Raw genomic sequence first — 18,346 nt, 5'->3', positions numbered from 1 at the left:
GTCCGATATTTCGAGCGAACGGGTGCCGAGGGGTGCCGACTCGTCGGCGCCCCTGTGGTCAGCCCTGGGGCACGGCGCCGGCGTTCGGCACCGGCCCGCGAACACCACCGGGCACCATCGCACCACCGCGGGCGCCCAGTGCTTCAGCCGCGCCGTGCGGCACGGAGTCAGGGGCCGCACTTTGGCCGGTCTGCCCCTGGGGCGCACTGCCGTGGCCGGTCCGGTCCTGGTGTGGGCCGCCCTGGGCAGCGCCGCCTGCGGGCGCGGTACCCGGGACCGCGCCTCCGTGCGCGGCACCGCCCGGGACCGCGCCTCCGTGCGTGGCACCGCCGTGGACCGCACCACCCCCGTCCGCACCCTGCGGTTCCCGCGGTGAGCCCTTCGAGCCCTTCGAGTCCTTCGGGCCCGAAGGCGCGGCACCCGGACCGGCAGCGGGGCCGAACAGAACCCCGGAGTCGCTGTCGAACGGCGGCTGGAGCGTGCCCGCGCCGTCGTCGTACGCCATGCCGTCAGGAGCCATACCGTCGGTGTATCCGTATCCCATGCCGGGGTCGGTGCCCGCGTCCGGCATCGGCACCCCCTGGCCGGTCAGACCGGAGCCATCGACTGCGGGCGCGTCGGGCAGCGGCACGCCCTGGGGTACGTCAGGCTGCGGCCGGGGCGGGTTCACTCTCGGTGAGCCGTCCGCGGTGTCCTTCGCCTTCGTGCCCGGGCTCGCGCTCGGACTGGCGTCGGGGAGGATGGGACGCGGACTGGACGAGTCCGCGGGTCCCCCGGGCCGGATGGCCGGCACATCGGTGACATGGAGGCCGGGAGCGTACGGCGGCAGCACATCCGGCTTGCGGTCCGCTTCGCCGTCGGTACCGCTCGTCCGGGCCAGCCAGGAGTTGCCCGCGACATCGGCGATGATGAGGTTCTTGATCGCGCCCGCCGACCTGGTGACCACCACGACACGGTCGGCCTCGTAACCGGGCCATTCCCGGCCCTGCTCCTCCACCGCACCTGACTCGATCACCGGCGAGGCCAGTGGGCTTCCGGACGCGCACCGCACCCTGGGCGAGCCGTGCTCGTCCACCAGGACGGCGGTCCCGCTCTGCAGGACGGACTGGAAGCGCTGGGCGGAACCGGCGCGGTAGCTGTGACCGGTCACCCGGACGTCGGCGCGCAGCACCACCGGGGTGAGACCGCGCAGGAACTCCGGAAGGTCCTCCTGGCTGACTCCCGCGCCGGAGGCGAAGGCGCGGCCCTTGTTGGCGTCCACGGTCAGGAAGCGGATCTGCTGCTCGACATCGCAGCTCGCGATCGAACGCGTACCACCGTAGAGGCCGGGCGTGGAGCCCAGCACCGTCCGTACGGCGCCGAACTGCGAGGGCGCGGTCGACGGCGGAGCGGATGCGCGCGCACGGGGCGCGGAGAGGGGGCCGGCCGCGCCCGCGAGGGTGGCCGTGGAGGGTGTGAAGGGGTCGGGTCCGAGGTCAGAGGCGGGCTGCAAGTGGACCTGCTGCCGCGCCTCCGTTCCGCCCTGGCCCGAACCGGTGAGCTTGCTGCAACCCGTGACCAGCAGTGCCGCCGACAGGACCGCCGACTGCGCGGCGAGCCTGGCGTATCGGCGATGCGTCGATGAGCACACGTACATGACCCGCCATCTCCCGCCTGTGCTGTCATACGAAAATCCGAAGTGATCACTCCCTGTCTTGCCGTATGCCGATGCCGTGCGCGACCGGACCGCCCGGCGCGGCGCTGGCGCGCCGGGACCGCCCCATCCCGCACCGGACTCGCTGACCTGGACGGATGCGGCGCCGAACAGCGCCGAACGGAGGACTCACGGATTTCGCACGCCCGGCGCGTCCGTTCCGGGGACCTCGCCTGCGCGGTCCGATACTGGACGTACCGCCAGGTCGGTGAGGGCACGGCACGTCCGTGAGGTCGGCGAGGTTCGCGAGGTCCGCCATGGAGTGGTTCACGGCACCCGACTACTGGCTCAGCAGGCTGGTCTTCCAGCGGACGCTGGCCGCGCTGTACCTCGTGGGCTTCATCGCCGCCGCCACCCAGTTCCGCGCCCTGATCGGGGAACGGGGAATGCTTCCGGTACCCGGCTACCTCCGGCTGGTCCCCATGCGGCGGGCGCCGAGCGTCTTCCAACTGCACTACTCGGACCGGTTCTTCGCCTGCTGCGCCTGGACCGGTGCGCTGCTGGCCGCCGGGCTGGTGGCCGGAGCCGCCGACCGGCTGCCGCTGTGGACCGCGATGCTGTGGTGGGCGGTGCTGTGGGCCCTGTATCTGTCCATCGTCAATGTCGGACAGACCTGGTACGCCTTCGGCTGGGAGTCACTGCTGCTGGAGACGGGCTTCCTCGCGATCTTCCTCGGGAACGAGCGCGTCGCGCCCCCGCTGCTGGTGCTGTGGCTGCTGCGATGGCTGCTGTTCCGGGTGGAGTTCGGGGCGGGGCTCATCAAGATCCGGGGGGATGAGTGCTGGCGCAGGCTGACCTGCCTCTACTACCACCACGAGACCCAGCCGATGCCGGGCCCGCTGAGCTGGTTCTTCCATCGACTGCCGGGTCCGGTCCACCGCTTGGAGGCGGCGGCCAACCACGTCACCCAACTCCTCGTCCCGTTTCTGCTCTTCACCCCGCAGCCGATCGCGAGCGCCGCGGCCGCGATGATCGCGCTGACCCAGTTCTGGCTGATCCTGTCCGGCAATTTCGCCTGGCTGAACTGGCTGACGGTCGCCCTGGCCCTGTCCGCCATCGACGGCTCCCTGTTCACCGGGCCCCATCCTCTCCCGGATCCGCCGCTGTGGTTCGCGATCACCGTCACCGCCGTGACGGCTCTCGTACTGGTGCTCAGCTACCGCCCGGTGCGCAATCTGCTCTCCCGGCGCCAGGCGATGAACCGCTCCTTCGACCCGCTCCACCTGGTCAACACATACGGAGCCTTCGGCACCGTGGGCCGGGTGCGGTACGAGGTCGTGGTGGAGGGCACGGACGAGCCGTCGGTGCATCCGGGCACGGTGTGGCGGGAGTACGAGTTCCACGGCAAGCCGGGTGACATCCGGCACTGGCCGCGCCAGTTCGCCCCGTACCATCTGCGGCTGGACTGGCTGATGTGGTTCGCGGCGCTGTCCCCGACGTATGCCGCCCCCTGGTTCGGCGGTTTCGTCGAGCGGCTGCTCGACCAGGACCGCGACACTCTGAAGCTGCTGCGCCGCAACCCCTTCCCTGACCGGCCGCCGCGCTTCATCCGCGCCAGGCTCTGCCATTACGAGTTCACCGACTGGCGGCAGCTTCGTACGACGGGCGCCTGCTGGCAGCGCCGCCATCTGCGGGACTTCCTGCCGCCGACCCGGCTGAGCGACGCGGGGAAAAAGCAAACATAACGGGCACGAGAAGGTACGAAAGAGGTAAAAAGGCCGTACCCCCGAGGCGGATATCGCCCAGGGGGTACGGATCTGTCCATCGGCTCGACGAGCTCGGTCCGGTTCTCGTCGCGGGTTCCGAATCTCAGTCGATGCCGGGCAGGATGTGCGGCTCCTCGAGATCGTCCTCGTAGCCGGCGAGGCGGATGGGCGCCGAACGTGCCCAGACTTCCAGGCTGCCGAGTTCGTCACCGCGCCGTCCGACCCGCTCGCCTCGTTCGGCGGCCGGCCGCTTGTCCTGCTTCACTTCAGTTGTCACCGCGCACTCCTCGTGTGTCGCGCAACAGGGGGACTAGGGGGTCTCTTCGGTCGCGGTGGCGCCGTTTCCAAGGCGGGATCGCGGCCGTGGATGCGGGCCTGTCCCAGGGCGGCTGTGGGGGTTTCGTGGGCCCTTGCCAGCCGTCCGTGCGCCCTAGTTTAACCAAATGAGCGCCCTTACGCTCGATGGGGCGCGTCACATCGGGAGTTCTGTACAGAAAACCGTGCGGAGATGACAGCCCATCGGGTACAGGAAACCCCCGGGCGGCCCAGTGCGCCCGGGGGTGACGGCCGAACGGGTTACGGCAGCGGCCCTCGACGGGGACGGCGAACGGGTGACGCGAACACACCCCGCGTCACCACGCCGCCACGCGGTCGCGTCACCGCGCCACCCGCGTCACCAGTTCGCCGGAACGTAGTCCTTCAGGAAGCAGCCGAACAGGTCCTCGCCCGCCTCACCGCGCACGATCGGGTCATAGACCCTGGCGGCACCGTCGACCAGGTCCAGCGGCGCGTGGAAGCCCTCGGCCGCCAGCCGGATCTTGTCCGGGTGCGGGCGCTCGTCGGTGATCCAGCCGGTGTCCACGGCGGTCATCAGGATGCGGTCGGCCTCGAACATCTCCTGGGCGCTGGTGCGGGTCAGCATGTTGAGCGCCGCCTTGGCCATGTTCGTGTGCGGATGGCCCGCGCCCTTGTAGCCCCGGCTGAAGACGCCCTCCATCGCCGACACGTTCACCACGTACTTGCGCTCCGCGGCAGCGGCGGCCATGGCCGGACGCAGCCGGCTGATGAGGATGAACGGCGCGGTGGAGTTGCACAGCTGGACTTCGAGCAGCTCGACCGGGTCGACCTCGGAGACGGTCTGGATCCAGCTGTTGGTGTCGTGCAGGTCGGGGACGAGTCCGCCCGCGTCGATCGCCGTACCCGCCTCGATCCTGGCGAGTGACGCGGAACCGGACACCAGAGCGAGCTCGGTGACGTCCCTGGCGGTGAGCCCCTCGCCGCGCGGTGCCGGCAGCGCGGCCATCCGGTCCACGCCGCCGCTGCCGAAGGTGCCGATCACCTCGGCGGCGGGCAGTTCCCCCGCCGGCAGCGGGGCGCTCTCGGCGGCGACCAGCTCGCTGTACGCCTGCGGGGAGCGACGGACGGTCTGCGCCGCGTTGTTGATCAGGATGTCGAGCGGGCCCTCGGCGGCAACGGAGTCGGCGAGCGCCACCACCTGGGCGGGGTCGCGCAGATCGATACCGACGACCTTGAGGCGGTGTATCCACTCGTCACTGTCCGGCATCGCCTTGAAGCGACGGATCGCGTCGTTGGGGAACCGCGTGGTGATGGTGGTGTGCGCGCCGTCGCGCAGCAGCCGCAGCGCGATGTACATGCCGATCTTCGCCCGGCCACCGGTCAGCAGCGCGCGGCGCCCGCTGAGGTCGGTGCGGGCATCACGCCGGGCCCGGTTCTCGGCCGCGCACTCCTGGCAGAGCTGGTGGTAGAAGGCGTCCACCTCGACGTACCGGGTCTTGCAGACATAGCAGGAGCGGGGGCGCTGGAGGATCCCGGCGATCTCGCCCAGCACGGACGAGCTCGGCAGCAGGCCCTGCGTCTCGTCGTCGATGCGCTCGGCGGAGCCGGTGGCGGTGGCTTCGGTGACGGACTTGTCATGGGCGGTCTTCGCGGCCCTGCGCTCCTGGCGGCGGCGCTGCTTGACGGTCCGGTAGATACCGGCCGTGGCGCGGCGGACCGTGATCGCGTCGGGGTGGTCGACCTCGAGCTGGTCGAGTTCGTCAAGAACACTCAGGCAGACGGCCAGCCGCTCCGGGTCGATTCCCGGCCCGTACTCCTGGACCTCATGGAGCGGCCCGTGGTCCTGGCCGGGGCCGTCCTGTGTCACCGTCATCGCCGCTGCTGTTCCGTCCTGTGCGCACCCTGGGATTCCAAAAGCGGAACTTTACGTCAGTCGGGCGTACGTACGCCAAACCCGGACCCTGACCCGGGACGCACATCACAGACCGCCGCTGCCGCCGGCCACAGCTCCGGGCGGGCGGTCGAAGACGCAGTCGCCGCACAGCCCTCCACCAGGGCTGCGGTAGTAGAGGCAGCAGGTCGTCCTTCGCAGTGCCGGGCCGTCCACCGTCCCGGAGAGTTCGGGATGCTCCAGCAGACCGGCGACCAGTGCGGCGGCCCGGCGGCCCACGTCGGGGCGCCGCTGGGTACGGGCCCAGCGGACGAGTTCGCGCAGGGCGCCCGCGAGGGCGGAGCCCGCGTTGCCCCGCAGCAGCCGGGGTGCGATGCGCACATCGGCGCGGACGGCATCGGCGAGCGGGACGAGCTGCCCCTCCAGGACGGCCTCCCGCAGGGCGGAGACGGTGCCGGGCCGGGTCTCCGTACCGGACCAGCAGAGATCGTGCGGCGCGGTGCGCTCCGGATCCCAGTGCAACGTGCCCGGTGCCGGATCGGGGAACTCCCCGCACAGCACGGCCGGACCCAGCGCGGTGGACCAGAGCCGGGCGGCCAGTCCCAGATGCGCTACCGAGGCGGCGACCCGGCGCTCGGGCGTACCCAGCCGGGACGCGACCTGATCGATCCTGGCGGTCAGCGCGGTGAGGTCGCCGCCGTAGAGGCGGCTGAGCGCGGTGTGCCCACTGCCCGGGACGCCTGTGCGCAGTGCGAAGAACCCTCCGACGGAGGACGGCTCGTCCAGATCCACGCGCTCCCCCCGGCTCGGTCGGCTCTCCGGCGCCCATCGAAGCACAGCGGCAGGCAGGGGGAGTACGAGGGTGCGCGGGGGCCGGGTCCATCGCGGGGACCACTACCAGGGCGGTATCCCCAGCGTCGCGTACTACGACAGTAGTACGGGCCATCCCCTGCTCAGGGACGACGACTGGACGGCATCCAGGGGAGATCGTGTTGCGTATGAGTCCGCTTGCGCTGTCCGTGCTGCTGTCCCTGGTCTCCGCGTTAGCGTACGCGTCAGCGGCGATCGTTCAGGAGCGTGTGGCGGCGGGTACGACAGGCGGGCCCGCAGGCCTGGTGCGCGACGTCCGATGGTGGGGTTCCGCCGGACTCAACGCACTGGGGGCGCTGCTGCATGTGGTGGCACTCGCCTATGGGCCGTTGAGCCTGGTACAGCCGCTCGGCGCACTGACCATCGTCTTCGCCCTGCCGCTGGCGGCGATGCTGGAGCGCCGACCGGTGGGAGGGACCGCCTGGCGGGGCGCGCTGATGGCGTCGGCGGGGCTCGCGGGGCTGCTGGCCCTGACCGGCCCCGGGCATTCGGGCGTGCCGGGAGGTGCGGCCAGGCAGGCGGCTGCCGCCGTGGCGTTCGGGGCGGTCGCGCTGCTGTTCCTGGCCGGGCAGCGGGTACGGCGGCGTCCGCTGCTGCGGGGTGTGGTGCTGGCCGGCGGTGCGGGGGTCGCCTTCGGCGCCGCGTCCCTCTTCACCAAGATCGCCGCGGCTGGGCAGGCGGACCCGGAAGCCGGGGGTCCGACCGTGCTGGTGCCCAGTCTGGTGGTGATCGCCGGTCTCGCGTCGGCCGGACTGCTGCTGTCCCAGGTGTCGTATCGCGGCGCCGGTCTGGCCGCGCCGCTGGCCACGGTGACCGTGGTCAATCCGGTGGTCGCCGCCGTGGCCGGTGTGGTGCTGTTCGGTGAGGGCGTCCGCTACGGCGCGGCGGGTGCTGTCGCCGCGCTGGCGTGCGCGGGCGTGGCGGGGACCGGCCTGGTGCTGCTGTCGGTCCGGCGCCGCACCACGGGTGCCGGGTCGGTCGGCGGCGCCACGGTGGTCCGCGTCGCGGCCGCCGGCCCGGTGCCCGGCGATGGCACTGCCTCAGACCGTGACCCCGTGCGCCCTGAGGTAGGCGAGGGGGTCGACATCGGAGCCGTACCCCGGCCCCGTACGCACCTCGAAGTGGAGATGGGGTCCCGTGCTGTTGCCGGTGGACCCTGAGCGGGCGATCCGCTGTCCCCCGCCGACCTGCTGGCCCGCGCGGACGTTGAGCGCCGAGAGATGCGCGTACTGGCTGTACTTGCCGTCGGAGTGCCGGATGACGATCTCGTAGCCGTACGCACCGGCCCAGCCCGCGGACACCACTCGGCCGGGCGCGACGGCCCTCACGGAGGTGCCCGTGGGCACCGGGAAGTCGACACCGGTGTGGTAGCCGCTGGCCCAGGCGCCGGCTTTGCGGTAGGGGGTGCCGGTGCCCGCCGCGACGGGCGCACTGAAGTGGGACGCCTGGCCGGCGCGCTCGGTGTGCTGGGGCCGCTGTCGCTCCCGCTGCACCGCTGGGGCCTGCTCGGAGGTGGGCTTCGCGGCGGGCTTCGAAGCGGGCTTCGCTGCCGGCTTCGGCGTCGCCGTGGAACGTGCCTGCGGCCGGGCCTGCGGCCGCTCCTTCGTGGCGGGGCGCTGTGTGGTGGACTGCATCCGCAGCCGCTGGCCGGGGAAGATGAGGTCGGGATCGTCCCCGACGACGGTGCGGTTGTCTGCGTAGAGCGCCTGCCAGCCGCCCCTGACCCGGTGGCTCTGGGCGATTCCGGAGAGCGAGTCGCCCGGCGCGACCGTGTACATCTCGCGCTGTCCGGGCACGGTGGTCGGGGTGGCCTGCTGCTGCCGTGCCGACGCCCGGGCCTTGGCCTCCGTCCTCTTGGCCCTGGACTCCGTCCTGGCCTCGGTCTCGACGGACCGCCGACGTTCCGGTGCGATCGCGGGATCCGCTCCCCCGCGGGCGAGTCCCGCCCGCGTGGAGCAGGTCGGCCAAGCGCCGGGGCCCTGCCCTTCGAGCACCTTCTCGGCGATGGCGATCTGCTGGTCCTTGGAGGCGAGATCGGCGCGCGAGGCGTAGGCCGTGCCCCCGTACGCATCCCAGGTGGACTGGCTGAACTGCAACCCGCCGTAGTAGCCGTTGCCCGTGTTGATCTGCCAGTTGCTGGTGGACTCGCAGGCCGCGACCTTGTCCCACACCTCCACTGACGCGGCGCTCGCCGCCCCCGCGCCGATCAGCGGGAGCGCGATCCCCGCCCCGCTCGCGGTGACGGTCAACGACGCCCGGTTGATCCGGCTCGGCTGGTAGCGGCGGTGCCGCCCGCGTAAGGCCATGGGTCCCCCCTCGAACGCATCAGCAGCCGCAAAGCTAGGCGCTGCCAACAGGACTGACAAGGGGCGTGAACGGGCACCGGGTCGCACGAACGTCCGCGCCGACACCGGAATCCGGGATTCCTGCGCCGCCCGGGCGACTCGCGCGCCCATGAACGCCCCGCGTCCGTGAACCGTATTCATACTGGCCAGGGGAGGGGCACGGCCAACGGCCCAGGCCAGGCCGGGGGTATGGACCGGCGGACCGGGGCCCGGCAGGTACGGTCCCGATGACCGATGGACTCGACGCACTCTTCAGATTCCAGGAGCACACGTATGAGTGGTACCGCCCAGATCGGCGTCACCGGGCTCGCGGTGATGGGCCGCAATCTCGCCCGCAACTTCGCGCGAAACGGCCTCACCGTCGCGGTGCACAACCGGACCGCGAGCAAGATGCGCGAGCTGGTCGAAGGGTTCGGCCACGAGGGTGCGTTCGCGCCCGCGGAGACCGCCGAGGAGTTCGTCGCCGCACTGGAGCGGCCACGCCGGCTGGTCATCATGGTCAAGGCGGGTGACCCGACGGACGCCGTGATCGAGGAGTTCGCCCCCCTCCTCGAGCCGGGTGACGTCATCATCGACGGCGGCAACGCGCACTTCGCCGACACCCGCCGCCGTGAGCGGGAACTGCGCGAGCGCGGAATCCACTTCGTGGGCGTGGGCATCTCCGGCGGAGAGGAGGGCGCACTGCACGGGCCGAGCATCATGCCGGGCGGCTCGCCTGAGTCGTACGCCTCTCTCGGGCCGCTGCTGGAGAAGATCGCCGCGAAGGCGAAGGACGGCACGCCCTGCGTGACACATGTCGGCCCCGACGGCGCGGGCCATTTCGTGAAGATGGTGCACAACGGCATCGAGTACGCGGATATGCAGCTGATCGCCGAGGCGTACCACCTGCTGCGCGAGGTCGCCGGCTACTCCCCCGCCAAGATCGCCGAGACGTTCCGTGGGTGGAACACCGGGCGTCTGGACTCCTATCTGATCGAGATCACCGCTGAGGTCCTGGCGCACACGGACGCGGCGACCGGCAAGCCGTTCGTCGACATCGTGGCGGACCAGGCCGAGCAGAAGGGCACCGGCCGCTGGACCGTGCAGATCGCGCTCGACCTCGGAGTGCCGGTCTCCGGCATCGCCGAGGCCGTGTTCGCCCGCTCGGTGTCCGGCCACGCGGAGCTGCGCGCGGCCTCGCAGCAGCTGCCGGGTCCGGTGCCGCAGCCGCTCGGCGAGCAGGACGCGGCACGCTTCGCCGAGCAGGTCGAGCAGGCGCTGTACGCCTCGAAGATCGTTTCGTACACCCAGGGCTTCCACCAGGTCCAGGCGGGCAGCGAGACCTACGACTGGGGCATCGACCTGGGCGCGGTGGCCTCGATCTGGCGCGCTGGATGCATCATCCGGGCGGCCTTCCTGGACCGGATCCGCGCTGCCTACGACGCGCAGCCGGACCTGCCCAGCCTGCTGTCGGACAAGCAGTTCGCCCAGGAGATCGGCGCGGCGCAGGACGACTGGCGCGCGGTGGTGGCCGCGGCGGCGCGGCAGGGCGTGCCCACGCCCGGCTTCTCCGCGTCACTGGCCTACTACGACGCGCTGCGCGCGCCCAGGCTTCCCGCGGCGCTGACCCAGGGCCAGCGTGACTTCTTCGGTGCGCACACCTACCGGCGTACGGACCGGGACGGTTCGTACCACACGCTGTGGGGCGGCGACCGGTCGGAAGAGCGCACCGGCTGATCCGACCGGGCTCAGCCCCACAGGCCCGCCCCGGCCCGATCACCGCATCGGGCCGGGCGCCGGCTCGGGGTCGGGCACCGGGTCGGGGCCCGGCGGTTTGGGAATCGGATCCGGCGCGGGAATCGGATCCGGCGCGGGTCCAGGCCGCGGTGGCTGCGGTGGCGGCACGGGGCTGGGCGCGGGGTCCGGCATCGGGGGTACGGGGTCGGGGTGCGGGTTCGGGTGGGTCATCGCTGCCTCCCTGGTCTCGCGGGGCCTGTGTCTCCAGGTTCCACCGTTGCGGGTGCCCCGGCAGTGCGGGTCCACGCGTGTAGGCGGCATACCGCGGAACCCGCCCTTGTGCGGCCGTGATGGCTGGCGGCAGCCCTACCAGCCCGATGCCCGCGCCCGTCAGGCGCGCGCCGCCGCCGACACGACCGCGTGCGGGCTTGCCTGGGTGTCGCTGCCGGGGACCGGCTGGGAGGGGTCGGAGCCCAGTTCCACGATGCGGTTGCCGGCGTCGACATGCACGACCCGGGGCACCAGCGCCCGTGCTTCGGCGTCGTTCACCTGGGCGTAGCTGATGAGGATCACCAGGTCTCCCGGGTGCACCAGATGCGCCGCGGCACCGTTGATGCCGATGACACCGGACCCGCGCTCCCCTTCGATGACGTAGGTCTCCAGCCGCGCCCCGTTGGTGATGTCGACTATGTGCACCAGCTCGCCGGGGAGCAGATCAGCGGCCTCCATGAGATCCGCGTCGACCGTCACGGAACCGACGTAGTGCAGGTCGGCCTGGGTGACGGTGGCACGGTGGATCTTGGACTTGAACATGGTACGCATCATCGAAGCACTCCTGGACTTAGGCTCCCTGCCTGCGTTTTTGCAGGTCAAGGGCGGTTTTCCTACCCTACAACGAGTCGCATGCCGGGGCAGCGTCCCCCAGGTTTCCCAGGACTCACGCTGACCACTTGCCGCCTTTTCTGATACATCATCAGGCGCTACAGAAGAGCTTCGCCCGCCATCCCAGACGGCACCGCGCCGACGGCACAAGCCTACGCAGCACCCCCCGAAGGGCGTCCGTGATCACCGTCACTCCGGCGGTCAGGCGCTGAGGCAGCCGACCGGGAGCCGGCCACGCGACGCTCGCTCCGAGGACGTCGCCCAAGCCCATCGGACGCGCCCGTCGCGCCGAGCCAAACTGCCCGGTGCGGGACTTCGGCTGCTGCGTGCGGCCGCCGTTGTCGCGGGCCGCCTCCTTCGGGGCCTGGAGGTCGACCCGGGCTTGGGTGACGTGACTGAGTGCGGGGTGCTGGTGGAACCGTTCTCGCCGTGCGGCCCGCTCAGAGGCTGATCGCCCAGCCGACGAACAGTGCCGCGAAGACCACGCTGCAGGCGACGATCAGCGAAAGGATCATCACGGAGTGTTCCCAGAGTCCACCGTCTGGACGCTCCTGATGGGCCTCGGCGGTGGACGCCTCCACCGGCGGCGTCTCCTGCGGGGGTACGAGTAGATCGGCCATCATTCTCTCCCGTCACTCACGACTCGGGAGTGCCGCACCGGCTCCCCGGCACGCGAGGCGCCGGCAGCGACTCTCCGACCTCGGCCCGCCCATGCGGCGCGGACCCACCCCCGAAGCGGGGTCGGCCGCCGCAGCGGAACCGGGTTGTACTCCCACTATGAGGCGCGCATCCCGGGCACGCGGCCGCTGAGGCCGAATCCGTGACCTGACCAGACAGGCGTGCCCGGCGGCTGTCGGCATTCCGTGCCCACGGCCTCCGTGCGATTCATGAAGGCGTTCGCGGAACCGGCTATCGCGGTGCGGTGCCTGCGCTACGTGCGCGTCGGTGGTCATCACGTCGATCGGCGGACTTCACCGACGCGAGGGCGATGCCCCCGCGACGAAGGCCGAAGCGCCGGGCGGGTGAACGCGTGCGGACAGCTTTGGACAGTGCCCGCTTCCGCCCTGCCTGGAAAGTGGACACCGCCCCGGGCGAACGTGAGTGCCATGAGCGTGACACATACCCGGACCCGCCCGGCGGCGCATCCCTGGCACACGCGCTTGCCGCGCCGGCCGCACGGACGGCGGCGGCGCACCGATCCCGCGGCTGGACCGGCACCGTCGCCGGCGGCAGCCGTCCCGTCGTCCTGACATGCGCCAATTTCCGGAACACCGACCGCCCACTCCCCTTCCGACCCCCGTATCCGCACCCAAGAGGAGCACCACCATGACGTCCCGCCCGACCCGCGCCATCGCCATGCTGACCGCCGCCGTGGCGCTGTCCGCCACCACGGCCACCACCGCCAATGCCGCCAATGCCGCGCAGGACGCCGAACGGCGTCCGCCGAGGATCGTGGCCGACTGGGCGCGGGCCTGGAACGGCACCGACTCGGCCGCGCTCGGCGCCTTGTTCACCACCGACGGCACCTACACCGACAAGGCCGTGGGCATGACCTTCCGAGGCCCGAAGGAAATAGCCGGGTGGAAAGCCCGCGCCGACCGCCTCATCGACAACGTTCACGTGACCGTGCGCGCGGCTGACCGCCGCGGCGCCCGCATCACCGTCAAAGCCACGTACTCAGGCCACCTCAAGGGCGCGCCCAAGCCCTTCGCCGTGCCGATGACCACCCTTCTCGACCTCGACAAGAACGGCTGCCGAATCGCCTCCGACCAGGACCACTACAGCCTCGCCGCCGTCCTGACCCAGTCCGGCCTGCCTGCTGACTGGACCCCGCCCGCCGCTTGATCCCCATCGTCTGGGCTCGACGCCGCGATACCGCGACGGCCTGAGTCCGGCGGAATCCGCCGGCTGCGGCCGGAGGTGACCTTCCAGGATCCGAGACACGCCGAATGGGCGCTGTGGCAACTCGGCACGGACGCCGAGGCCCTGGACCCGCATTGGTTGCGCGACTCGCTGCGCGAACGCGTCGCCGCGATCGCCACCTGCTACTCGGATCCTGGGAGTTGCCGCCCTCCGCGGGACCGGGACGGCGCCGAATCCGGCGAGCGTCGACCGAGCCCAGCCTGAGCCTCGTGCCCCGGCTCGCCGGGTGTGTCGCGCAGGACGGCGGTACTCCTGCCGCGCCTCTTCCCCAGGACGTGAAGTCCCCTGAAGGCGTGCGATTTTACCTCAGCAAACTGTGCTCGATCTTGGTGTGTATCGGCTCACATCCTTCCTTTACGCCTTCGTCACGCGAGGCGCACGTACGGTTCGCAGGCGCGCCCCGGTCGCGCGGTTCGCATACCGCCGGGCTCGGCAAGGCGTACCGGCGGTCACCACGCACCCCCATCCCCATGGCGCCCAGCCCGCGTAATCAGCCATGCGAAGGACACCCATGAGTTCCCGTCAGTCTCCGCAAGCCGCCTTTCAGCCATAGATTGACGCTAAGTCATCTGAAAATCAGGCATACATGGGCTTGATCGGACCAGAACCCCCAATTCCACTTTGACCGCCCCCTGGTGGTCTTCAAGACTTCCCATCCGACCACCCGCACCCATCGGTGACCACGTGCGGGACGAGCAGGGGGAAGCAGAAGCAGAATGAAGAAGAGCCACTCCAACTCCGCCCGCGTGCGGAGGGCCGTCGCACGCGGGCTGGTGACCGCCACCGCCCTGGCCTCCGTCAGCGCCATGGCCGCACCGATGACCGCCGTCGCCACTCCGTCGCGCTCCGCGGCCGCCGCCGAGATCGGCACCACCGACAAACAGCGCGTGGACGCCGCCGCCGTCGTTCGCCTCGACCCGAGCCCGGACGTCCTGCTGCTCGGCGACAACGACTTCATCCACGCCCTCTGGCAGAAGGCCCGGGACGGCGGCGAGTCCTTCGAGGCGGTACGGCTGGCCGCTGAGGCCGCGATGATGAGCGAAGCGGCCGAGGACCACGTCCAGTTCATCGTGACCGGCATCCACGAGGCGTACGCCGTCGACAAGCAGCGCGAGAAGGACAAGGCCGACGCCGCCCGTGCGGCACGGCTCGCCAAGTCGCAGGCACTGATCGCGGTCGGCATCCCGAACAGCCCCGACCTGCTCGACCTGAGCGACGACAACTTCATCCGCGCCGTGATGCGCCACGAGGCGGCCGGCCCCCAGGTGCGTGCCGCCGCCGCGACCGCCCTGGCCGGCGACGCGGCGGCCTGGCAGGCGTTCATCGCCAACGGCGCCCGCGAGGCCCACCAGCGCGATGTGGCCGACGAGCTCAAGGAGCTCGAGGAGAGGAACCGCGCGGAGGCCGAACGCCGCAGGGAGCTCGCAGCCCGCACCAACGCCGCAGCGCTGTTCCGCATCACTCCGTCCGAGGCCATGCTGGCGCTCAGCGACGACAACTTCATCCGCGAACTGCTGCGCGCTGCACCGGCGGACGCCAAGGAGAGCGAGCTGTACGCGGCCGCGCAGCGCGCGGTGCTCGACGCGGACCCGGCCGTCTGGGCGCGGTTCATCCACACCGGCGCAGAAGAGGCGTACAAGAAGGACGACGAGGCACGCCGCAAGAAGATCGCCGAGGCCAACCGCCGGCTCGCGCTGCAGCTGCAGGCCGCCGCCGAGAAGACCGGGATGAACCCGAACCTGGTCGCGGCTGCGAAGAAGGCGCTGTCCGGCAGCGACGAGGACGTCGCGCTGTTCCTCAAGGAGGACAGCCAGTACCGGGCCAAGCGGCAGTCGCTGCAGCCTGCGAGCGGCAAGCCGGCGGGCTTCTTCGTCCGGCAGTCCGACGTCGACGCCGGCGAGACGTTCCTCGCTCCGGTTTCCGCCGCTTCCAAGCAGGCCGACCGTGAGGACGCCACCTGGGTCGTCGTGCCCGCGCTCGGCGGCCAGCCCGGCTGCTACTCGTTCGAGTCGGCCCGCAAGCCGGGCCACTACCTGGCCCAGAAGGACCTCCGGGTCCGGATGACCGCGAGCGACAACAGCACGCAGTTCCGCAAGGACGCCAGTTGGTGCGCCAAGAAGGGTCAGAGCGGTTCCGGCACGTCCTTCGTGTCGGCGAGTCAGCCGGGCCGCTTCCTGCGCCAGCACCGGGGCGACCTGTACGCGGCCGACAAGTCCGCCAAGAACGCCTTCGACTTGGAGCGGGACTTCGCCCAGGACGTCTCCTGGAAGGTCGCCACCCCGCTCGCGCGCTGACCGCCGCCGGCCGAGTCCCTGTCTGCGGATCCCGCAGATCCCGCATACCTGAACAGAACGGAAGCATCCCCATGTCCCGGATCATCCGATCCGTCCTGGCCGCCGGGGCCGGCGTCGCCGTGCTCGTCGGCGGCGTGACCGTCGCCGTCGCCGACGAACCGGCCACCCCGGCCGCCCCGGCCGCCGCTGCGGCCCCGCAGCCCACCGCCGTACGGCTCAAGGCCGAGCACAGCGGCCAGTGCCTCACGATCGGCAAGGCCAGCCTGCGCAACGGCACCGACGCCATCCAGTCGGCGTGCGCCGACGACGCCCTGAACCAGCGATTCGACATGGTGCCCACCGGTGCGGGCACCTTCGAGCTGCGGGCCAGGCACTCCGGAAAGTGCCTCGAGGTGCAGAACAGCGGCACCACGTCCGGTTCGGTCGTCCAGCAGTACTGGTGCGGCCAGGGGAAGCACCACAACTGGCGGCTGGCCATGGTCGACATCGCCAAGGAGCTGTACGAACTGCGGCCGGCCCACATCCCGGCCAACATGACCCGCTGCCTGGACATCGCGTCCGCGAGCAAGGAAGAGGGCGCGGCGGCGCGGCTGTGGGCGTGCAACGGCACTGCCGCGCAGAAGTGGCGTATCGAGCCGGTCACGGCCGTCTGAGCACCCGAACACGCGAGAGGAAACCGATCCCATCATGTCCAGGATCATCCGGGCCGCCCTGGCCGTAGGCGCCACCGTCGCGGTGCTGGCAGGCACCGCTACCGTCGTGCAGGCCGACGAGGGCAGCGACGCCCGTGCCGCGGCCGAAGCGGCCCGCATCGCCGCCGAGCGGGCCCGCCAGGCCGCCGGGGACGACGACCCCGCCGTCGCGGCGCGCGAAGCCGCGATCGCCGCGGCCGCCATGCGGTCGGAGGCCGTGTCACGCGCCGCGATGCCGAAGACGGTGGTCCAGCTGACGGCCGCCCACAGCGGCAAGTGCCTTGACGTCGAAGGCGGTAAGGCCACGAACGGTATCGACGTCCAGCAGTACACCTGCAACGGCACCCCCGCCCAGAAGTGGACCGCCGTCGCGGCCGTGGGCGGAAGCTTCGAGCTGCGCTCCGTCCTCAGCGGCAAGTGCCTCGAAGTGGAGAAGCACAGCACCAAGCCCGGCGCCGTCGTCCAGCAGTGGACATGCGACGAAGCGGCGCACCAGCGCTGGCGGGTGCTGCTCGTCGACCCCGTCCGCAAGCTGTACGAGCTGCAGCCGGCGCACGCGGACGGCATGTGCCTGGACGTCCCCAGCGCCAAGAAGGACAACGGCGTCAACACACAGCTGTACACCTGCAACCGCACCGATGCCCAGCTGTGGCGGGTCGAGCAGGCCGCGTGAGCCTGCCGAACGGGGTGCGTGAGCAATCCCGTTGAGCGTCGCGGAGGGGCAGGGCCGACCGTACGGCCCTGCCCCTCCGCGACGGTGAACACGTTCTTCATCTTCCAAGGGGGGTCTGAGTTGAGTCGTCAGTGGTGGGGCGCGCGTACCGTGGCGGTCGGCGTGCTGTCCGGCGCGATCGCGGTCGCGGGCGTGGGGCCGGCCTGGGCGGGCGTCCGTACCGAGGCCGCCGCACCGGCTTCCGGGGCGCCCTCGGTATCCGTCGTCGCGGCCGGCGAGGCGGAGCAGACGTTCTCGCCCGAACTGGCCGCGGCGATCGATGAGGCGCGCCGACGGGTGACGTCCATGGCGAAGACGCACCCGGCCGCCGAGGTACGGACGTCGGCGTGGAACGCATTGCGGAGCTCCCGCGGCGACGAGGCGCTCGTGGAGTGGCTCGCGCCCGGCGGCGGCTTCGACTACGCGAAGCAGCGTGCGCGGGACAGCCGTGCACGCAACAAGGCGTACTGCGAACGGGTGGTCGCCACGCACACGGTGGAGTTCTCCCCCGAGGTGCGGGCCGCCGCGGCACGGGCGCTGAAGGGGAGCGCCGCCGAGCAGGCGGCGTTCGTGCGGACGGGGTACGCCGAAGCGCAGCGGCGCGACCGCGCGGCGCGCGAGGACGGTGTGCGGCAGCAGCTCGAAGTCGGCGCGAGGGACCGGGACTTCGTACGCGAGCTGGGCGAGCGGGATCCCGGCGAACAGGTACGCGTCGCGGCGCGGTGGGCACTGCGACCGGGTGCCGTGGACGCGGATGTGGCCGAGTTCTTCGGCTATGGCTGGGCGACCGGCGCGGCGCTGGACCTGGAGGCGTACCGGACGCGTGTCGCCGACGCGGAAACGCTGCGGCACCACACGCTGACCCTTCTGATCAGGGAGGCCACGGCAGCCGAGGCGGCCGTGCGGGGTGCCGCGGACGCGGCTGCCGCCCGCGCCGAGGCCGAGCGCGCCTGGAAGGCGGTGTCCGAGCACGCGGACGCGGCACAGCGCGCGTGGCTGGCCGAACAGGCCGCCGCGGCGGCCCAGGCGGAGAACTGGCAGGCCGTCGCCCTGCTGTCCCAGGAGTCGGCGCAGCAGCTGTGGAAGGCGATCTCGGGAACCGCCGACAGCAGTCGGAGCGCCTGGGCCGGGGAGTCGGCCGGGGCGCGGGACGCCGCGGCGTTCTGGCAGGCCATGTTCGACCGCGCCCAGGACGGCGAGAGCCGCGCCCGGGGCTGAGCCCGAGGGTTGGGGCGGCCCGTGTACGGGGGGGTCCGAACGGCATACAAACACCACCACCACACAAAGAGGGGGGGTGTTTTTTATAGAAGATGTGAGTGGGGTTT

General features: G+C 71.5%; 16 protein-coding genes. 9 read left to right on the top strand and 7 right to left on the bottom strand.

Annotation, left to right across the window (positions count from 1 at the left end; translation table 11 throughout):
- Positions 1–58 precede the first annotated feature (58 nt).
- Positions 59–1,636 carry a DUF6777 domain-containing protein gene (locus ACFWI9_RS17655; protein ID WP_387162935.1) on the bottom strand — a complete coding sequence of 526 codons (1,578 nt, stop codon included), beginning with the start codon at positions 1,634–1,636 and terminating at the stop codon, positions 59–61.
- A gap of 314 nt (positions 1,637–1,950) precedes the next feature.
- Between ACFWI9_RS17655 and ACFWI9_RS17650 the strand changes: the two genes are divergently transcribed.
- Positions 1,951–3,378, top strand: coding sequence for a lipase maturation factor family protein (locus tag ACFWI9_RS17650; RefSeq protein WP_387162933.1), 1,428 nt, complete (start codon positions 1,951–1,953; stop codon positions 3,376–3,378).
- 124 nt (positions 3,379–3,502) lie between these two features.
- On the opposite strand, the gene ACFWI9_RS17645 is transcribed toward ACFWI9_RS17650, so the two are convergent.
- From ACFWI9_RS17645 to ACFWI9_RS17635, 3 genes are all read right to left on the bottom strand, one after another.
- A complete protein-coding gene (locus tag ACFWI9_RS17645) occupies positions 3,503–3,676 on the bottom strand; it encodes a hypothetical protein (protein ID WP_387162932.1) in 174 nt (57 codons plus the stop codon).
- A gap of 396 nt (positions 3,677–4,072) precedes the next feature.
- Positions 4,073–5,569 (bottom strand): SDR family NAD(P)-dependent oxidoreductase, encoded by a 1,497-nt coding sequence (locus ACFWI9_RS17640; RefSeq protein ID WP_387162930.1) that lies wholly within the window; start codon positions 5,567–5,569, stop codon positions 4,073–4,075.
- Between the two features lie 105 nt (positions 5,570–5,674).
- Positions 5,675–6,379 (bottom strand): (2Fe-2S)-binding protein, encoded by a 705-nt coding sequence (locus tag ACFWI9_RS17635; RefSeq protein WP_387162928.1) that lies wholly within the window; start codon positions 6,377–6,379, stop codon positions 5,675–5,677.
- Positions 6,380–6,585: 206 nt separating this feature from the next.
- On the opposite strand from ACFWI9_RS17635, the gene ACFWI9_RS17630 reads away from it, so the two are divergent.
- Entirely contained in the window at positions 6,586–7,617 is a 1,032-nt protein-coding gene (locus ACFWI9_RS17630; protein WP_387162926.1) for a DMT family transporter, read from the top strand.
- Here the strand turns inward: ACFWI9_RS17630 and ACFWI9_RS17625 are convergent.
- Positions 7,498–8,763, bottom strand: a complete 1,266-nt coding sequence (locus ACFWI9_RS17625; RefSeq protein WP_387162924.1) for a transglycosylase family protein — start codon at positions 8,761–8,763, stop codon at positions 7,498–7,500. The two genes, ACFWI9_RS17630 and ACFWI9_RS17625, sit on opposite strands and share 120 nt — an antisense overlap.
- Positions 8,764–9,075: 312 nt before the next feature.
- Here ACFWI9_RS17625 and gndA point away from each other — a divergent pair, with 312 nt between their 5' ends.
- Positions 9,076–10,518, top strand: a complete 1,443-nt coding sequence (gene gndA / locus ACFWI9_RS17620; RefSeq protein ID WP_387162922.1) for an NADP-dependent phosphogluconate dehydrogenase — start codon at positions 9,076–9,078, stop codon at positions 10,516–10,518.
- Positions 10,519–10,908: 390 nt separating this feature from the next.
- Here gndA and panD read toward each other — a convergent pair whose 3' ends face one another.
- Complete coding sequence (gene panD, locus ACFWI9_RS17615) at positions 10,909–11,343, bottom strand: aspartate 1-decarboxylase (protein WP_387162920.1); 435 nt, start codon at positions 11,341–11,343, stop codon at positions 10,909–10,911.
- 497 nt (positions 11,344–11,840) lie between these two features.
- The gene (locus ACFWI9_RS17610; RefSeq protein WP_387162918.1) at positions 11,841–12,020 is read right to left on the bottom strand and encodes a DUF6480 family protein; all 180 of its coding nucleotides are present in this window, start codon (positions 12,018–12,020) and stop codon (positions 11,841–11,843) included.
- 706 nt (positions 12,021–12,726) lie between these two features.
- Between ACFWI9_RS17610 and ACFWI9_RS17605 the strand changes: the two genes are divergently transcribed.
- The 6 genes from ACFWI9_RS17605 (at position 12,727) to ACFWI9_RS17580 (ending at position 18,239) form a co-directional block, all read left to right on the top strand.
- Positions 12,727–13,245: a nuclear transport factor 2 family protein gene (locus tag ACFWI9_RS17605; RefSeq protein WP_387162916.1), complete on the top strand. Its 519-nt coding sequence runs from the start codon at positions 12,727–12,729 to the stop codon at positions 13,243–13,245.
- A 27-nt stretch (positions 13,246–13,272) separates the two neighbouring features.
- A complete protein-coding gene (locus ACFWI9_RS17600; protein ID WP_387162954.1) occupies positions 13,273–13,527 on the top strand; it encodes a WYL domain-containing protein in 255 nt (84 codons plus the stop codon).
- Positions 13,528–14,039: 512 nt separating this feature from the next.
- The gene (locus tag ACFWI9_RS17595) at positions 14,040–15,617 is read left to right on the top strand and encodes an AbfB domain-containing protein (RefSeq protein ID WP_387162913.1); all 1,578 of its coding nucleotides are present in this window, start codon (positions 14,040–14,042) and stop codon (positions 15,615–15,617) included.
- A gap of 71 nt (positions 15,618–15,688) precedes the next feature.
- Complete coding sequence (locus ACFWI9_RS17590; RefSeq protein WP_387162911.1) at positions 15,689–16,270, top strand: RICIN domain-containing protein; 582 nt, start codon at positions 15,689–15,691, stop codon at positions 16,268–16,270.
- Positions 16,271–16,304: 34 nt separating this feature from the next.
- On the top strand, positions 16,305–16,982 hold the full coding sequence (locus ACFWI9_RS17585; RefSeq protein WP_387162909.1) for an RICIN domain-containing protein: 678 nt from the start codon (positions 16,305–16,307) through the stop codon (positions 16,980–16,982).
- A gap of 120 nt (positions 16,983–17,102) precedes the next feature.
- A complete protein-coding gene (locus tag ACFWI9_RS17580) occupies positions 17,103–18,239 on the top strand; it encodes a hypothetical protein (RefSeq protein WP_387162907.1) in 1,137 nt (378 codons plus the stop codon).
- Positions 18,240–18,346 lie beyond the last annotated feature (107 nt).

The organism is Streptomyces sp. NPDC127084 (genome assembly GCF_042724175.1).
Classification (GTDB): domain Bacteria; phylum Actinomycetota; class Actinomycetes; order Streptomycetales; family Streptomycetaceae; genus Streptomyces.
Note: the sequence above shows the minus strand (reverse complement) of the source record. Positions and strands in the feature narration are given on the sequence as shown.

What these genes read in the sequence shown, in the direction of transcription:
- ACFWI9_RS17590 (WP_387162911.1), top strand. Translation starts at nt 15,689, where the DNA reads ATGTCCCGGATCATCCGATCCGTCCTGGCCGCCGGGGCCGGCGTCGCC.
- ACFWI9_RS17630 (WP_387162926.1), top strand. Translation starts at nt 6,586, where the DNA reads ATGAGTCCGCTTGCGCTGTCCGTGCTGCTGTCCCTGGTCTCCGCGTTA.
- ACFWI9_RS17655 (WP_387162935.1), bottom strand. Translation starts at nt 1,636, where the DNA reads ATGTACGTGTGCTCATCGACGCATCGCCGATACGCCAGGCTCGCCGCG.
- panD (WP_387162920.1), bottom strand. Translation starts at nt 11,343, where the DNA reads ATGATGCGTACCATGTTCAAGTCCAAGATCCACCGTGCCACCGTCACC.
- ACFWI9_RS17605 (WP_387162916.1), top strand. Translation starts at nt 12,727, where the DNA reads ATGACGTCCCGCCCGACCCGCGCCATCGCCATGCTGACCGCCGCCGTG.
- ACFWI9_RS17585 (WP_387162909.1), top strand. Translation starts at nt 16,305, where the DNA reads ATGTCCAGGATCATCCGGGCCGCCCTGGCCGTAGGCGCCACCGTCGCG.
- ACFWI9_RS17640 (WP_387162930.1), bottom strand. Translation starts at nt 5,569, where the DNA reads ATGACGGTGACACAGGACGGCCCCGGCCAGGACCACGGGCCGCTCCAT.
- ACFWI9_RS17610 (WP_387162918.1), bottom strand. Translation starts at nt 12,020, where the DNA reads ATGGCCGATCTACTCGTACCCCCGCAGGAGACGCCGCCGGTGGAGGCG.
- gndA (WP_387162922.1), top strand. Translation starts at nt 9,076, where the DNA reads ATGAGTGGTACCGCCCAGATCGGCGTCACCGGGCTCGCGGTGATGGGC.
- ACFWI9_RS17625 (WP_387162924.1), bottom strand. Translation starts at nt 8,763, where the DNA reads ATGGCCTTACGCGGGCGGCACCGCCGCTACCAGCCGAGCCGGATCAAC.
- ACFWI9_RS17595 (WP_387162913.1), top strand. Translation starts at nt 14,040, where the DNA reads ATGAAGAAGAGCCACTCCAACTCCGCCCGCGTGCGGAGGGCCGTCGCA.
- ACFWI9_RS17650 (WP_387162933.1), top strand. Translation starts at nt 1,951, where the DNA reads ATGGAGTGGTTCACGGCACCCGACTACTGGCTCAGCAGGCTGGTCTTC.